This window comes from Granulicella tundricola MP5ACTX9, assembly GCF_000178975.2.
Lineage (GTDB): Bacteria > Acidobacteriota > Terriglobia > Terriglobales > Acidobacteriaceae > Edaphobacter > Edaphobacter tundricola.
Window position 1 is genome coordinate 1,882,861 of the sequence record NC_015064.1, and the last position, 14,953, is coordinate 1,897,813.

Annotated in this window: 15 protein-coding genes and 1 tRNA gene; 13 read left to right on the plus strand and 3 right to left on the minus strand. The window is 60.8% G+C overall.

Translation table 11 applies throughout. The features are described 5' to 3' along the window. Positions 1 to 50 precede the first annotated feature (50 nt). The gene (locus ACIX9_RS23680; RefSeq protein WP_013579999.1) at positions 51 to 542 is read right to left on the minus strand and encodes a TadE/TadG family type IV pilus assembly protein; all 492 of its coding nucleotides are present in this window, start codon (positions 540 to 542) and stop codon (positions 51 to 53) included. A 236-nt stretch (positions 543 to 778) separates the two neighbouring features. On the opposite strand from ACIX9_RS23680, the gene ACIX9_RS08120 reads away from it, so the two are divergent. The 9 genes from ACIX9_RS08120 (at position 779) to ACIX9_RS08160 (ending at position 7,689) form a co-directional block, all read left to right on the plus strand. Beyond that, positions 779 to 1,279, plus strand: coding sequence for a TadE/TadG family type IV pilus assembly protein (locus ACIX9_RS08120; RefSeq protein ID WP_013580000.1), 501 nt, complete (start codon positions 779 to 781; stop codon positions 1,277 to 1,279). Beyond that, positions 1,276 to 2,823 (plus strand): pilus assembly protein TadG-related protein, encoded by a 1,548-nt coding sequence (locus tag ACIX9_RS08125; RefSeq protein WP_013580001.1) that lies wholly within the window; start codon positions 1,276 to 1,278, stop codon positions 2,821 to 2,823. Before ACIX9_RS08120 ends, ACIX9_RS08125 begins: the two co-directional genes overlap by 4 nt. A 192-nt stretch (positions 2,824 to 3,015) precedes the next feature. Then, positions 3,016 to 3,273, plus strand: a complete 258-nt coding sequence (locus ACIX9_RS08130) for a hypothetical protein (RefSeq protein WP_013580002.1) — start codon at positions 3,016 to 3,018, stop codon at positions 3,271 to 3,273. A 794-nt stretch (positions 3,274 to 4,067) separates the two neighbouring features. After that, positions 4,068 to 4,664 (plus strand): biotin transporter BioY, encoded by a 597-nt coding sequence (locus ACIX9_RS08135; RefSeq protein ID WP_013580003.1) that lies wholly within the window; start codon positions 4,068 to 4,070, stop codon positions 4,662 to 4,664. A 26-nt stretch (positions 4,665 to 4,690) separates the two neighbouring features. Further along, positions 4,691 to 5,545, plus strand: coding sequence for a menaquinone biosynthesis family protein (locus ACIX9_RS08140; RefSeq protein WP_013580004.1), 855 nt, complete (start codon positions 4,691 to 4,693; stop codon positions 5,543 to 5,545). A gap of 97 nt (positions 5,546 to 5,642) precedes the next feature. Continuing rightward, positions 5,643 to 5,718: transfer RNA gene (locus ACIX9_RS08145), tRNA-Lys, on the plus strand. Between the two features lie 149 nt (positions 5,719 to 5,867). Beyond that, on the plus strand, positions 5,868 to 6,221 hold the full coding sequence (locus tag ACIX9_RS08150) for an FtsB family cell division protein (protein WP_013580005.1): 354 nt from the start codon (positions 5,868 to 5,870) through the stop codon (positions 6,219 to 6,221). A gap of 1 nt (position 6,222) precedes the next feature. Beyond that, the gene (locus tag ACIX9_RS08155; protein ID WP_013580006.1) at positions 6,223 to 7,041 is read left to right on the plus strand and encodes an alpha/beta hydrolase; all 819 of its coding nucleotides are present in this window, start codon (positions 6,223 to 6,225) and stop codon (positions 7,039 to 7,041) included. Between the two features lie 9 nt (positions 7,042 to 7,050). Next, on the plus strand, positions 7,051 to 7,689 hold the full coding sequence (locus tag ACIX9_RS08160) for a flavin reductase family protein (RefSeq protein ID WP_013580007.1): 639 nt from the start codon (positions 7,051 to 7,053) through the stop codon (positions 7,687 to 7,689). 316 nt (positions 7,690 to 8,005) lie between these two features. Here the strand turns inward: ACIX9_RS08160 and ACIX9_RS08165 are convergent, their stop codons facing one another. Continuing rightward, a complete protein-coding gene (locus ACIX9_RS08165) occupies positions 8,006 to 8,854 on the minus strand; it encodes an ABC transporter ATP-binding protein (protein WP_013580008.1) in 849 nt (282 codons plus the stop codon). Between the two features lie 130 nt (positions 8,855 to 8,984). Then, entirely contained in the window at positions 8,985 to 9,764 is a 780-nt protein-coding gene (locus tag ACIX9_RS08170) for an MlaE family ABC transporter permease (protein ID WP_013580009.1), read from the minus strand. Between the two features lie 312 nt (positions 9,765 to 10,076). Here ACIX9_RS08170 and ACIX9_RS08175 point away from each other — a divergent pair, with 312 nt between their 5' ends. Genes ACIX9_RS08175 through hpnE form a run of 4 tightly spaced genes read left to right on the plus strand, consistent with a single transcriptional unit; the run spans position 10,077 to position 14,381 of the window. Then, entirely contained in the window at positions 10,077 to 11,150 is a 1,074-nt protein-coding gene (locus ACIX9_RS08175; RefSeq protein ID WP_041597000.1) for a zinc-binding dehydrogenase, read from the plus strand. After that, entirely contained in the window at positions 11,150 to 12,097 is a 948-nt protein-coding gene (hpnC, locus tag ACIX9_RS08180; RefSeq protein WP_013580011.1) for a squalene synthase HpnC, read from the plus strand. Before ACIX9_RS08175 ends, hpnC begins: the two co-directional genes overlap by 1 nt. Beyond that, positions 12,094 to 13,023, plus strand: a complete 930-nt coding sequence (locus tag ACIX9_RS08185) for a phytoene/squalene synthase family protein (RefSeq protein ID WP_013580012.1) — start codon at positions 12,094 to 12,096, stop codon at positions 13,021 to 13,023. Before hpnC ends, ACIX9_RS08185 begins: the two co-directional genes overlap by 4 nt. Next, positions 13,020 to 14,381: a hydroxysqualene dehydroxylase HpnE gene (gene hpnE, locus ACIX9_RS08190; protein ID WP_013580013.1), complete on the plus strand. Its 1,362-nt coding sequence runs from the start codon at positions 13,020 to 13,022 to the stop codon at positions 14,379 to 14,381. Before ACIX9_RS08185 ends, hpnE begins: the two co-directional genes overlap by 4 nt. Positions 14,382 to 14,953 lie beyond the last annotated feature (572 nt).

Consider the following 14,953-nt stretch of genomic DNA (forward strand, 5'->3'; position numbering starts at 1 on the left):
CCCTCTGTGTTCTCTCTTTTTCTCCGTGCCTCCGTGATTCGCTTTCGGTTTTACTGGACCAGCTCGGTCGTAGTAGCCGTCAGCGTACAAGCCGTAGTCGGCCTTCCAAACATCGCAAAGCTGCAAAGCGAATAATTCAGCGTCACCACGGCCGGCGTATTGATCGTCAGGTTGCCCGCAGCCCCGGAGTACGTACTCGCACTCGAGCAGTTCGGCCCCGTATACGTATTCCCATTCAACGAAATCGTCAGCGTCATGTAGTTCGTATTCAGACTCGGCGCCGCGTTGATGATCGAGTACGCAGCTGTCCAGCACGGATCCACCGTCTGCCCCCGGCTCACCGCCAGCTGCCGAGCCGCCTCGTTCGTCGCATCCGTCAGCACCATGTAGCTCCGCAGCGAGAGCCCGTACGTACACATCCCGGTCACCAGCAGCAGCAGCATCGGCAGCACCAGCGCGAGCTCCAGCGCCGCCTGCCCATCCTCACCCGTAACTCGTCCCGCCACTGCCTTCCGCTTCCCCGCCGCTGTCTTCTGCTCCATAGTCGAACTCCGTACCCCAGCCTACGCACCCCACCCCACCCCGCCCATTGCACTTTCGTCGTACCCCTGTCATCTCCCAACCAAAGTCCCCTCGTACTCCACCTTTGGGGAATATCTGCTCCCCCACCAGACGAGTACCCTTTGGAACATCGGCCCACTCCCGGAACCCTTTAGCCACTCCGCGTCTCCCACATGCTAAAGCTCCGGACGCATCCAGCCGTTGAGGTTACAGAAGCATGACCCCGAACCACCATCGCGCCCCAGATCACGGAGCACCCATTTCGAACACCCCACACTCCGCGCGTGCCTTCACCGCAGAAGACGGTTCCTCCCTCGTCGAGTTCGCACTTACCCTCCCCATGTTCATGCTCGTCGTCACCGGCGTTCTCTACCTCGGCATCGTTCTCTTCAACTTCATCACCCTCACGGAAGCCACCCAGTTCTCCGCACGCCAGATGATGATCAGCCGAGGCCAGACTACTGACCCCTGCGCCCTCTTCATCAGCACCTTCTATAACTCCGCCCCCACCCTCACCCACAGCAATCTCACCTTCTCCTTCAGCCTCAACGGCACGCAATACCTCTCGACCACCTCCTGCCCCGCCGGCGTAAACAACATGGTCCTCGGCAGTGAAGCCATCGTCCTCGTCACCTACCCCGCCAAGCTCGCCCTCGTCGGCGACGTCATCTCACCCGGCTTTAACCTCAGCGACCAGGAGCTGGAGCAGATCCAATGAATCGCCTCAACAAGCTCTTCTGCCTCTTCCTCCGCGACCAGCGCGGACAGGTCCTCCCCATCGCCGGTCTCATGATGTTCGTCATCACCGCCATGATCGGCCTTGTCGTGGACGTAGGACACATCTATCTCTGCCAGCGTGAGCTCCAGGCCTCCTCCGACGCCGCCGCCCTTGCCGGTGCTGAGATCATCCCCACCGCCACGACTGCCGCCGCCGTCTATGCCAAGGCCACGGCCTACAGCTCCACGACCGGCGCAGCCAATGTCTACAAGAACATGACCAACATCACCATGGTCTCCGGCTACCCCATCCTCAAGTGCCTCTCCACCATGCAGACCCAGGGCATCTCGTGCGTCGGCCCGCTTTCCTATAACTCCATCCAGGTCATGCAGCAGGCCGTCGTCCCGCTCTACTTCGCACGCATCATCGGTCGCTCCAGCATGACCATCAGCGCTACCTCCACCGCGGCAAAAGGCGGTGCCTCCTCCCGCCCGTACAACGTCGCTCTCGTCCTCGATACCACCTACTCTGAAATCTCGTATGACTCCGACTGCGGAAACAGCCAGATGCTCTGCACCCTCCAGGGCGTCCAGATCCTCCTCAATCAGCTCGATCCCTGCGGAACCAGCGTCACCACCTGCTCCGTCACCAGCGGCCAGGCCACCAACTCCGTCGTCCGCGTCGGCATCTTCACCTTCCCCCAGATGGTCACCTCCACTGTCAGCTCGGACTATGACTGCTCCAGCAACACCCCAGCCAACACCGTCTACACCTTCCCCATCCCCGGTGCCGGCACCTACGCCCCAAGCAGTTCAACCTACCGGGTTCTCGACTTTCAAAGCGACTACCGCGTCGGCGATACTTCCACAAGCTTGAACCAGGCCTCCAATCTCACGAAAGCCGTCGGGGGCTTCTCCGGATGCACGGGAATCTACCCCGCGACATCGGCCTCTCAATCCAACTTTCAGGCCACCTCCGGGCAATATGGAACCTACTACCCATCCACCATCTACGCCGCTCAGTCCTCGCTGATTCACGAGCAAACCTTATTCCCGGACTCCCAGAACGTCATGATCATCATTGGAGATGGAAACGCCACCGCGCCTCAGACCAACAATGGCTACCCCGTCATGAGCACCACTGCCTCTGTATCGGCTACCCCAGGTGCTTCAACATTGGCAGGCACATCCAGCGGCCTCTACCCCTCCTGGAACGGAGAGTGTGGCCAGGCCATAACCGCCGCAAACTTCGCAACATCCCAGGGAACTCGTGTCTACACCGTTGCCTACGGCTCCCCATCCGCAGGCTGCGCCTCAGACCAGAGCGGACAAGGAAAGATCCCAGGCCTCTACCCCAATGTCCTCCCCTGCAATGAGATGGCTCAGATGGCCTCTGCTTCCTACTACTTCTTCTCGGACTTCAAGCAATCCGGCTCCGGCAGCGTCTGTACCGCCGCCCAGGTCATGGTCGAACTCTCCGACATCTTCCTCCAGATCGCCGGAGACCTCACCGTAGCCCGCCTTATCCCCAACTCCACCACCTGATCCTTCCACAAATCCGGGTGCCCCATGTTCCGATTCCGGGACGTGGGTTTCCAGGGAAGCCTGATTCGCCCCTTTGTCCTCCACGCAACCCACCGTGCCCCTCTTTCTGTGCATCATAAGATGGAAAGAGAATACGGTCGGATCACCCCCCTTACGAGAAGGGGAGAGAAGTGAAGGCCTCAAGGATGATTCATGCCTGCACCAGTCAAACAATGTCCCGGTGAGTTCAGCCCGGAGATTCAGCAACTCCTCCACGACAACGCCGACCGAGCCCAATGGAAGGAGCACCCCTGTGCGCTCTGCGGCCAGTTCGTCAACGCAGAGCTCAAGTTCTCCAAATGGCTCCCCCTCCGCCACTGGCCCTCAGTCAACTACGCCGCCCTCCGCAACAAGGCCGCCCAGAAGAAGGCCCGCCCCACTCCCACGCCCAAACCCGTCCTCCAACCCTGATTGCCTAACCGTATTCCTCACAACAACTTACAACTATTTTTACGAAAAACACCCGTAAATCCGCGTGTCAAGCCCCCTGGCGCCCAAAAAACTACATAACTAACTCATCCCAAGCCACTTACAAGCCAAAAATAAATGGCGTATTTACCCTCGCCACGTTGGTACTCTTAACAGAGTAGACAAAATCTCAGGACGAACCACCGTCGTGAGCCCGTCTTCGCCTTCACTCACAACTGAAACTCGAGATTCAAACTGATCAACGTACGCCGTTGCCTGTTTTGAGATGGCAGCTGAAAGCTCATAGCCAGCGGCTGGAAGAAAGCCATGTCCAGACCTAACCCGTCTGTTCACAAGACTTTACATACTTTCACCGGGGTGGGGAGCCACAGCGAATGACCACACAAACTCAGGCAATCGAAGAACCCGCACGCTATCAATGCCGCCACATCCACACTGAAGGACGCCGCTGCGGCAGCCGAACCCTCAAGCTTGGCCAGGGGCCACCACAAGCGTAGCGGACAAACGCTGCCGCCCTTGCTATCCTTAGACTGCTGTTCCCACGCAGGATGAAAATACTCTTCGCACTCTCGGTCGTCTCGTTTCTTGCCTTGCTATGGGCCGTCTATGCCATGACCCGGCATGTACGCCGGACTGCCCCCATCGAGAGCGACCCGGCTCTGCCCGAGGAGATCAGATCGATCTCCACCCCGGCCACAAAGTCGGCCACGAATCACGTACCACCCGTCCGGCGTAGCGCCTGACTGCTTCACCGCTCACACTTGAAAGGACCTGTCATGCAGACTGCTCATCCGATCCAGGCCGCCGCTCCGGTCAGCTTCGTTCCACGTAACGCAACCCTGGTCGATAAGGCCATCCTTGCCGTAGCCGGATCGGTCTTCGTCGCCATCTGCGCACATGTCTCCGTGCCCCTCTGGTTCACACCTGTACCCCTGACCTTGGGCAACATGGCCGTCATCCTCGTCGGCCTCTGCCTCGGACCCTCCACCGCCTTCGCCGCAATGGTCCTCTACCTCTGCGAGGGAGCGATGGGCATGCCCGTCTTCAACCCCGGCGGACCGGCCGGCATGGCGCATCTCATGGGTCCCAACGCAGGCTACCTCTTCGCCTACCCCGTCGCCGCGGCAGTGGCAGGTTATCTCGCCAAGGCCATCAGCCTGCGCGGCTCAAAGTATGTGGCCGGAATTGTTGGCAGCGTCGCTGGGACCGCACTCGTGATCGCCTGCGGCGTCTCCTGGCTCGCTTCGCTCCTGCATCTCAACGCTGCAATGGCATTCAAGCTGGGTGCCGCTCCCTTTCTGCCCGGTGAGGTGATCAAGGTCGCCGCAGCCGCTGGAATCTATAGCGCCATCGCACGCTGGCGCAAGGCTTAACCAAGTACAAGAAGGATTGTTTCTCCATGTCTGTTGCTCTTCCCACGATTCAAGAGATCCACGTTGCCCATAGCCCCGACTCCGACGATGCCTTCATGTTCTACGGCCTCGCCACCCAGAAGGTGCGGGTCCCCGGCTTCAAGTTCACCCACAACCTCACCGATATCGAGACCCTGAACCACAAGGCCATCAAGGAAGCGATCTACGACGTCACCGCCATCAGCTTTCACGCCTACCCGTACATGCAGGAGAACTACGCATTGATGGCGACCGGCTCCAGCTTCGGCGAAGGCTATGGCCCCATGCTGGTGTCCACAAAGAAATACACGATTGATCAGGTGAAGAAGCTGCGGATCGCGATCCCCGGCACCCTCACCAGCGCGTTTCTGACCCTCAAGCTCTTCTGCCCTGAGATCGAAACAGCCGTAGTCGACTTCGACAAGATCATCCCAGCAGTCGTAGCAGGCGAGTACGACGCCGGCCTCCTCATCCACGAGGGCCAACTCACCTACGCCCACGACGGCCTGGTCAAGATCCTCGACCTCGGCCAGTGGTGGCGCGACCTGACCGGTCTCCCCCTGCCCCTGGGCGGCAACGCAATCCGCCGCTCGCTCGGCCCGGAGGTCATGCTGTCAACGGCTCACGCGGTGCGCGATTCGATTCAGCACGCCCTCGATAACCGTGAGGCAGCCTTGAGCTACGCCATGCAGTTCGCGCGCGATCTCGATCCCAATCTCGCCAGCCGCTACGTCGGAATGTATGTCAACGACCGCACCATCGACATGGGGGAGGACGGCCGCGAGGCCATCCGCCGCATCCTTGGCATGGGCTACGAACGCGGCATCATTCCAATCGAATCGAAGGTCGATTTTATCGGCTGATTCGTGCTATTCTTACTGAGTGATGGTTGAGCGGAACCGTGCTTCGTGAGACGAGTTTGCAGTTCACCTTGTGGGAACATAACAACCCATTCTCACCGGACGCGTAGCTCAACTGGCAGAGCATTCGACTCTTAATCGACTGGTTGTAGGTTCGATTCCTACCGCGTCCACCAAATATCTGTGCCATACGGCGTCCACGAGCCCAGCTCTGGACGCCGCTTTACTTTGCCCTGCCCTGCCCTGTTCAGGGGATATGCAAGTTGGTACATCGCACCATCACCACTTGACGACGCCACCTCCACCCGCTTTACTAAGTCTTGAGATGGCACTCTTCAAAAAAGCTCGCGGCAAAGGCATCGGCTCACTCGCCACCAGCCTGTTCAATCAGCGCCGCCGCGTTGCCACGTTTGCTGCGGCCGGTCTCGCCGTAGCCGTCGGCTACCACGTCGTCTTCGGCCACAACGGCCTGACGGTCTATGAGCAGAAGCGTCAGGAGACCATCTCCCTGGACCGCCAGCTCAACGACCTCAACCGCGACAACGACCGCCTCCAGGGCCACGTAGACCGTCTCCAGTCCGACCCCAACGCCATCGAGCACCAGGCCCGGGAGGAGCTCCACTACACCCGCCCCGGCGAGGTCATCATCACCCTCCCCCCCGACCCCAAAAAACCGTAACGTGCCCATCTCGCTGCTGGACCGCAAACCTCCGCCAGCCGACCACCGCATCCCCTACGGCCCCCACCCCCTCCAGTTCGGCGACCTCCGCCTCCCCACCACACACCCTGCCCCAGTAGTGGTCTTCCTCCACGGCGGCTGGTGGAAGGCGGCGTATGACCTGGAGTACGGGGGGCACCTCTGTGCCGCCCTCAAGTCCCGTGGCATCGCCACCTGGTCTCTGGAGTACCGGCGAGTTGGGGATGTGGGCGGGGGGTGGCCCGGCACATTCCAGGACGTAGCCCTCGGCTTCGATCATCTGACTGAACTTGCGATGACCTATCCGCTGGACCTTGGGCGGGTGGTGGTGGCGGGGCACTCGGCAGGGGGGCACCTGGCCTACTGGCTGGCCGGCCGGCCGCATGTGCCGGTGGGGAGTCCGGTGGCGGGGCGGGGTTTGGGGATGAAGGGTGTGGTGGGGCTGGCGGGGGCAGTGGATCTGCGGATGACCATCGATCTGGCGGGGTGGTTCACCTTTGCTCATGACAAGGATGAGGTGATTTCGTTTATGGGTGGGGGGCAGGGGGAGGTGCCGGAGCGGTACCGGGCTGGGAACCCGGGGGACCTGCTGCCGCTGAACGTGCCCCAGATGCTGTTGCAGGGGACCGAGGACGACCAGATTCCGCCGCAGTTGCCGGTGCGGTGGGCGGAGCGGGGGCGGAAGATGGGTGAGGCGGTTGCGGTGCAGATGATTCCGGGGGCGGACCACTTCGACGTGTGCGATCCGGAGAGTAAGGCATGGCCGACGGTGCTGGCGGCAATCGAGAAGGTGCTGCTGTAGGGTTAAGGAATGGTTTTCGATGTTGCGACTACGGACAAGAAGAAGATTTATAACCTGCTGATCGGGCTGGTGGCACCCCGGCCTATCGCGCTGGTGACGAGCCGGAATGAGGATGGCGGCATCAATGCTGCGCCGTTCAGTGCTTACAACTACCTTTCGATCGATCCGCCGATTGTGGCTTTAGGCGTGGCGGACCGGCCGGCGGGGGACCCGGCGCCTAAGGATACGGCTCGGAATATCCGGCGGACGGGGGAGTTCGTGGTGAATGTGACCACCGAGGACCTGCTCCGGCAGATGAACATCTGTGCCACGGACTTTCCCGCGGAGGTGAGCGAGATCGAGATGGCGGGGCTGGAGACGGCGGAGTCCTCCGTGGTGAGTGTGCCGCGCATCAAGTCGGCTCATGCGGCGCTGGAGTGCGTGGAGCATACGACGCTTCAGATTGGGCGGTCGCGGATCATTCTTGGCCGGGTGGTGGCGATGTATGTGGAGGATCAGTTTGTCGATCCGGCTGGCCCCTACATCAAGGCTGAGGAGTTGCATGCGATTGGACGGATGAACGGGCTGGGGTCGTATGTTCGGACCGAGGGCTCGTTTCTGCATCAACCGAGGATTCCTTACTCGGAGTGGGTGAAGGGGAAACGGTAGCCGGGTACGCCCCTTCCCCTGTTTTGATTCAAAGTCTTCAAGGGAAAGGAGTTAGGTTCGGACTTTCTTTTGAGGCTGCGGTCGATCGTAGAGATGCGGCTTTCTTCCAGCTGTCAGCTATGAGCTTCCAGCTGCGAGCTTAGAACAGGCAACGGCTACGTTGAACAGTTTGAGTTTTCAGTCGAAGCAATCGGCGCTCACGACGGTGGTTCGTCCTGAGATTTGCTCTACCCCTCTATTTTACCAAGCTTGAGGTATGGGGAGGTTGTGGAACCCATGTCTCTGAGGCGCGACATGGGGCACCCGGTTTTCTTCCTTAGGAGAGGTAGTCCTTGAGCCAGGGGTCTTCGGAGTGGACGAGGCCTTGGGTGTTGCCGTGGTAGACGACGGTGCCCTCGTTGAGGACGAGGAACTGGGTGCTGTCGTCGATGCCGTTGTCCATCTCGTTCCTGGGGATGGGTTCCATCTTGTTGTCGTTCACGTTCCAGCGATGGGTGGCGAGGGTGAAGGCGTCCTGGAGGCGGTGGGTGATGAGGAGGGAGGTGGTGTGGGAGACGTCGCGCTGCTTGATGACGAGCTCGACGATGGTGGTGCTGGTGATGGGGTCTAGTCCGCCGGTGGGGGAGTCGTAGAGGATGAGGTCGGGGTTGGTGATGATGGCGCGGGCGATGGAGACGCGGCGGCGCATGCCCCCGGAGAGCTCGGAGGGGAACTTGGAGATGGCCTTGGGGAGCTCTACGAAGTTGAGGACCTCTTCCACCTTCTTGTGGGACTCTGAGGGGTCCATGCCGGCTTCGTTGAAACGGTAGGCTACGTTGTCTTCCACGTTCATGGAGTCGAAGAGGGCGGACTCCTGGAAGACCATGCCGATGCGCTTGCGGAGGGTGTAGACGTCGCGCTCGCGCATGGTGGTGAGTTCTTCGCCGAAGACCTTAATGGAGCCTGAGTCGGGCTTCATGAGGCCGTCGACGAGCTTCACGAGGACGGACTTTCCGCAGCCTGCGGGGCCGAGGATGATGAGGGTCTGGCCGCGGGCGACCTCGAAGGAGATCTTGTTGAGGATGGGGCGGTCGGAGTCGAAGGCGATGGAGACGTCGTGGAAGGCGACGATGGGGGTGGTGTCGGGGGCGTTTTCGGGGGCCGGGTTGGGGAGAGTTGGGGGCATGGTTTAGGGAGAGCCCGGGGCTAAAGCCCCTTCTTATTTGAAGCGCTTGACGGGGGGCTAAAGCCCCCCTCTAATCCGAACGGCAACGGCAACGACAGAAGCAGATACGCTTCGGGGATGAAAAATAAAACTACCTACCGAAGAGGCCGATCATAAGGCGGCTGACGAGGAAGTCTACGACGATGATGAAGACGGAGGAATAGACGACGGCTTGGGTGGTGGCTTTGCCTACGCCCTGGGTTCCGCCCTTGGTTTTGAGGCCGAAGAAGCAGCCTACGGTGGCGATGATGAAGGCGGAGAAGAGGGGTTTGGTGAGGCCCTGGACTACGTCTCCATAGAGGAGGGACTGGTAGGAGGTGTGGAGATACGAGCTTAGGTTGAGGCCGAGGATGGTGACGGAGACGAGTGCCCCGCCGGCGATGCCTACGGCGTCCGAGAGGATCGTCAGGAAGAAGAGCATGACGACGGTGGCGATGATGCGAGGGGTGACGAGCTTGCGGATGGGGTCTGTGCCGAGGGCGCGCATGGCGTCGATCTGCTCTGTGACCATCATGGAGCCTAGCTCTGAGGCCATGCCGGAGGCGTTGCGGCCGGAGACCATGAGACCGGTCAAGACGGGGCCTAGCTCCTTGACCATGGAGAGGGCGACGAGGGAGCCGGTGAGGGAGATGGAGCCGAACTGCTTGAGCGCGGTGGCGGACTGCAGGGCGAGGACGCAGCCGGTGAAGAATCCGGTGAGGACGACGATGGGCAGGGAGCCGACGCCGATGGAGTCCATCTGGGTGAATATGTCGTCCCAGTAGACGGGTGGGGAGAAGAGGTTGGCGACACCGCGGCCGGCCAGGAGGGAGTAGTCCTGGATGGCGGTGACCTTGTCTTTGAGGAAGCTTTCTGGTGATCCAAAGGGCATCTGTAGGTAGGCTCACTTTATCAGATGCAGAAACGGCTGGGTTTGGCTCGGGGAGGGTTTGGGCTGAACTCCCTCAGCGGCTAAAGCCGGATTTGTGGTGGGGCGGATGCGGCGGGACTAAAGTCCCGCCCTTTCAAAGCGTGTCTTGAGATGAGGTCCGTTCAGAGCAGGAATGGCGGGAAGTCCAAGAGGCGGAACTCCCTCAGCGGCTAAAGCCGGATTTTGTGGTGGGTCGATGCGGCGGGACTAAAGTCCCGCCCTTTCAAAGCGTCGCTGTGTGTCGGGCGAAAAGGAAATGAGAAGATAGAAGAGATGAGTCAGATGATGAAGGCGGCCGTGCTTTACGGCAAGGAAGATTTGCGGCTGGAAGAGGTTGCGGTGCCGGTGGCTGGGCCGGGCGAGATTGTGGTGCGGGTGGGTGCGGCGCTGACGTGTGGGACGGACCTGAAGGTCTACAAGCGGGGCTATCATGCGGCGATGGGGACTCCTCCGATGCTGTTTGGGCACGAGGTTGCCGGGGTGGTGACGGAGATTGGGGACGGGGTGCAGTGGTTTGAGGTGGGGGAGCGGGTGGTGCCGATGAACTCGGCTCCGTGCGATGAGTGTTTTTTTTGTTTGAAGGGGCAGCAGAATCTTTGTGAGGACCTGCTGTTCAACAACGGGGCTTACGCGGAGTACATACGGATTCCGGCTCGGATTGTGGAGAAGAATACGCTGCGGGTGCCGGAGGGTGTGAGGCTGGACTATGCAGCGTTGACGGAGCCGCTGGCTTGCGTGGTTCGGGGGCTGGAGGAGAGTGGGGCTCGGGCGGGCGACAGCATGGTGGTGATTGGGGCAGGGCCGATTGGGCTGATGTTCATGCATGCGGCGGAGCTTGCCGGGGTGGACGTGATTGCGGTGGTGAAGCGCGAGGACCAGGTGGAGGCGGCGAAGTTGTTTGGTGCTCGGCAGGTGGTACGGATCGATGAGGCGGTGGATGTGGTGGAGGCGGTGCGGGCACTGACGCCTGCGGGGCGTGGGGCGGATATCGTGATTGAGGCCGTGGCCGTGCCGGAGACGTGGGAGTGGGCTGTCGAGATGGTGAGGAAGGGTGGGGTGGTGAACTTCTTTGGCGGGCCGCCTACGGGGACGGTGGTGGCGCTCGACACAAACCGGCTGCACTATGGGGATATCACGCTGAAGGCTAGTTTTCACCATACGCCGGCGACTTGCAGGACGGCGTTCGAGCTGGTTTCAAGCGGGCGGTTCAAGTGCGCGGAGTACATTACGGGGGCGGTGGGGCTGGGTGAGGTTCCGGCGGTGTTCGAACGGATGATGGTGCGGGGTGGGGTGGGGATGGATATCAAGACTGCGGTGTATCCGGTGTCGCGTGGGGAGGCTGCTTGATGGAGGCGACGGTGTTCGATCTGACGGGGGCTCCTGCGGAGTATGCGATGCCTGCGGTGCGGCCAACGCTTGAAGAGGCGCAGGCCTGGTGCAGGCATCTGGCTACGAGTCATTATGAGAACTTTCATGTGGCTACGTGGTTTCTGCCGAAGCGGATCAGGCCATACTTTGAGAGCATCTATGCGTTCAGCCGGACGGCCGATGACCTGGGGGATGAGGTTGCGGATAAGGACACGGCAACGCGGCTGTTGACGACTTGGGAGCAGATGCTGGATGAGTGCTATGAGGCTCCGGAGCGGAGCGTGCATCCGGTGTTCGTGGCGCTGCGGAAGACGATCGATGAGACGCAGGTGCCGAAGCAGTTGTTTGCGGATCTGATCCATGCGTTTCTGCAGGATCAGTTGATGACGCATTATGAGTCGATGGAAGGGCTGCTGGGCTACTCGAAGCTGAGCGCGAATCCGGTGGGGCGGCTGGTGCTTTGGGTTTCGGGCTATCACGATGAGGAACGGGCGCTGCTGTCAGACAAGGTTTGTACGGCGCTGCAACTGATCAATTTCTGGCAGGATGTGGTGGAGGATTGGGAGCGCGGGCGGAGGTATCTGCCGATCGCAGAGATGCAGCGGTTTGGGGTGGTGGATTGCCTGATCGCGGAGCGGCGGTTTACGCCGGAGTTTGCGGCGATGATGACTTATCTGGCGGGGTATGCGGGAGAGATGCTGAAGCAGGGTGGAGCGGTGAGTGGGACGGTGGATCGTGAGCTTGGTGTGACGCTGAAGCTGTTTGTAAAGGGCGGCGAGGCTGCGCTGGGGGGGATCGTGGCGCAGGGGTATGACGTGCTGCGGGCTCGGCCTTCTGTGAGCAAGATGACGAAGATGAAGCTGCTGGGTGGGGCGCTGGCCGGGAAGCTGGCGGGTGCGGTGTTTGGGGCGGGGACGCGCGGATGATCGCTGCAAATGTAGCTGAGGCTTATGCGTTTTGCCGGGGCGTGGCGAAGCGGGAAGCGAAGAACTTTTACTGGTCGTTCCGCGTGCTGCCGAAGGCGAAGAGCGATGCGATGTGCGCGGTGTATGCGTTTATGCGGCGGGCGGATGATATCGCTGACGATGAGACGATGCCGGTGGCGCAGCGGCGGGTGGTGATGGCGGAGTGGCTGGCGGCCTGGCGGCTGGTGCGGGAGACGGGGGCTGGTGACGATCCGGTGTTTGTGGCGCTGGGGGATGCGCAGCGGCGGTTTGGGATTGGGGATGAGCTGCTGGAGGACCTGGTGCGGGGGACCAGTATGGATCTCGAAGAAGGGCAGGGGGCCGCGGGTGGAGCGGTGAAGCTGGGGGATGGGCTCGAAGGGTACGAGACGTTTGAGGATCTTTACCGGTACTGCTATCTGGTGGCTTCGGTGGTGGGGCTGGTTTGTATCAAGATCTTTGGGTATCGCGATGCTCGTGCGGAGTTGCTGGCGGAGCGGACCGGGGTGGCGTTTCAGTTGACGAACATCCTTAGGGATGTGAAGGAGGATGTGGAACGGGGGCGGGTGTATCTGCCGCAGTCGCTGCTGGGCGAGTTCCAGGTGAGCAATGGGGATGTGGTCGCGCTGGCTGGGGGGAGGGAGATGAGGCCGAATGACCGGGCTATGATCTCGGCGCTTTCGGTGCAGGCGTGGGAGTACTATGCTTCGGCGAGAGAGTTGCTGCCGCTGATCGATAAGGACAGCCGGGCTGCGCTTTGGGTGCTGGTGGAGATCTATAGCCGGCTGCTGCAGAAGATCGATGCGCGGCATGGGGATGTGTTTTCCAAGCGGGTGAGCGTGCCTACGGGGGAGAAGATGATGGCTCTGGTGCGGGGGGCGGGGATGGCTGCTCGGAACCGGATATGAAGCCTGATGTGGTGGTGGTTGGGGCGGGGCTGGCGGGGTTGGCGGCGGCTACGGCTCTGGCTGAGGATGGGGCTTCGGTTGCGGTGATCGAGCGGCGGCCGGAGGTTGGGGGACGGGTTTATTCGTATGAGCATCCGGCGCTGGGGGAGGTGCTGGACTCGCAGCATGTGCTGCTGGGGTGCTGTACGAATCTGGTGGATCTTTGTGACTGGTGCGGGTCCGGAGAGCTGATTCGGTGGTATGACGAGCTTACTTTTCTGGAGACGAATGGGAACAAGAGTGTAATGAAGCCGGGGATTTTGCCTGCGCCGAGCCACCAGACTTTGAGTTTTTTGCGGGCTCCTATGTTGGGGGTGAAGGATAAGGTGGGGATCGCGCGGGGGCTGATGGAGTTTCTGCGGGGGTATCCGGAGGGGGATGAGGAGAGCTTTGCTACGTGGCTGGTGAGGACCGGCCAGACGGAGCGGGCTAAGCGGCATTTTTGGGAGCCGGTGGTGGTGGGGGCGCTGAATGATGGGTTTGAGCAGTGCTCGACGAAGTATGCGGGGAAGGTGTTTCATGAGACTTTTTTGAAGTCGGCGGAGGGGGGACGGCTGGGGATTCCGAAGGTGCCGCTGACGGAGTTTCTTGCGCCGATCAGGAGGAAGGCTGAGGAGTTGGGAGTGGAGTTTGTGAAGGCCTCGGTGGAGGAGCTTTTGCAAGTTGACGGTGGGTGGGTGGTAAAGGGTGGGGAGGTCGAGGTCGAGGCCTATGCGGTGGTGGTGGCGACGAATTTTAAGGAGGCTCGGAAGCTGGTGCCGGGGATGGCGGATGGGCCGTTTGTTTCGGCTCCGATTACGACTGTTCATCTTTGGTATGACCGGGATGTGACGGGGCTGGATCATGCGGTGCTGCTGGATACTCGGATTCAGTGGGTGTTTGCGAAGTCGCGGATACGCGGGTGGACGGAGGGGTGCTATCTGGAGTTGACGATCAGTGCTTCATGGGCGGAGCTGGGGATGGGGCGGGAGGAGATCCTCTCGAGCGCGCTGCGGGAGTTGGAGATTTTCTTTCCTGCTGTGCGGGGGGCTAGGCTGCTGAAGAGTGGGGTGCTGAAGGAGGCTCGGGCTACGTTTTCTGTTACTCCGGGGTTGGATAAATTTCGGCCGGAGCAGAGGACGGAATGGCCGGGGCTTTATCTGGCGGGGGATTGGACGCGGACGGAGTGGCCTTCGACGATGGAAGGGGCGGTGCGGAGTGGAAGGCTGGCTGCGGGGGCTCTGCGGGGGGAGTTGCTGCGGTATATGTCGCCGGAGTTGGCTGCGGGTGGGTTGATGAAGTGGCTTAGTACTAGCCGGCCGGCTTTGTCTCGGGCGTAGGCGAAGGGCTTACCACGGATAAAGGGGGAAAGACGGATCAAAACAGGATTGCGTCTGCTGGTCTCGCTCATCCTTGGCGAACAGATTGAGTTGATAAGGATTGATAAAAGCGATCAAGGCTGATTTTTGGATTTGGGTGGGTTGATGAGTGTTTGAGTACTAGCCGACCGGCTTTGTCGTGGGGGTAGAGGCGGGGTAGAGCAAGGCGTAACGGGGAAAAGACGGATACGAGCGGGATAAGGTTGGGGTTTGCTAGAGCAAGAGCCAAAGCTACAGCGAAAGCCAAGGCCTGGGGATGGGCGAGGGTGTCGGCGCTATTAAAACAACTACGGAGGTTCTGCGCTCCGCGCAGAATGACGGCGCGTTTGTGGGGTGCGGGAGGGAGGTGTACGGGAGCGCGGGCGGTAGGCGACGGCGGATGCGTTAGGTGATGGTGTGATTGCGTGTGGTGACAGGCAATGGCATTAGACGAAGTGCTTGAAATAAAGTTTCAGGAAGATGCAACTTGTTGGGGATTGTTGCGTTTGAGGGGGAGTATAGTCTGGCTCAATCGGTTCGATATCGCCTGCGGG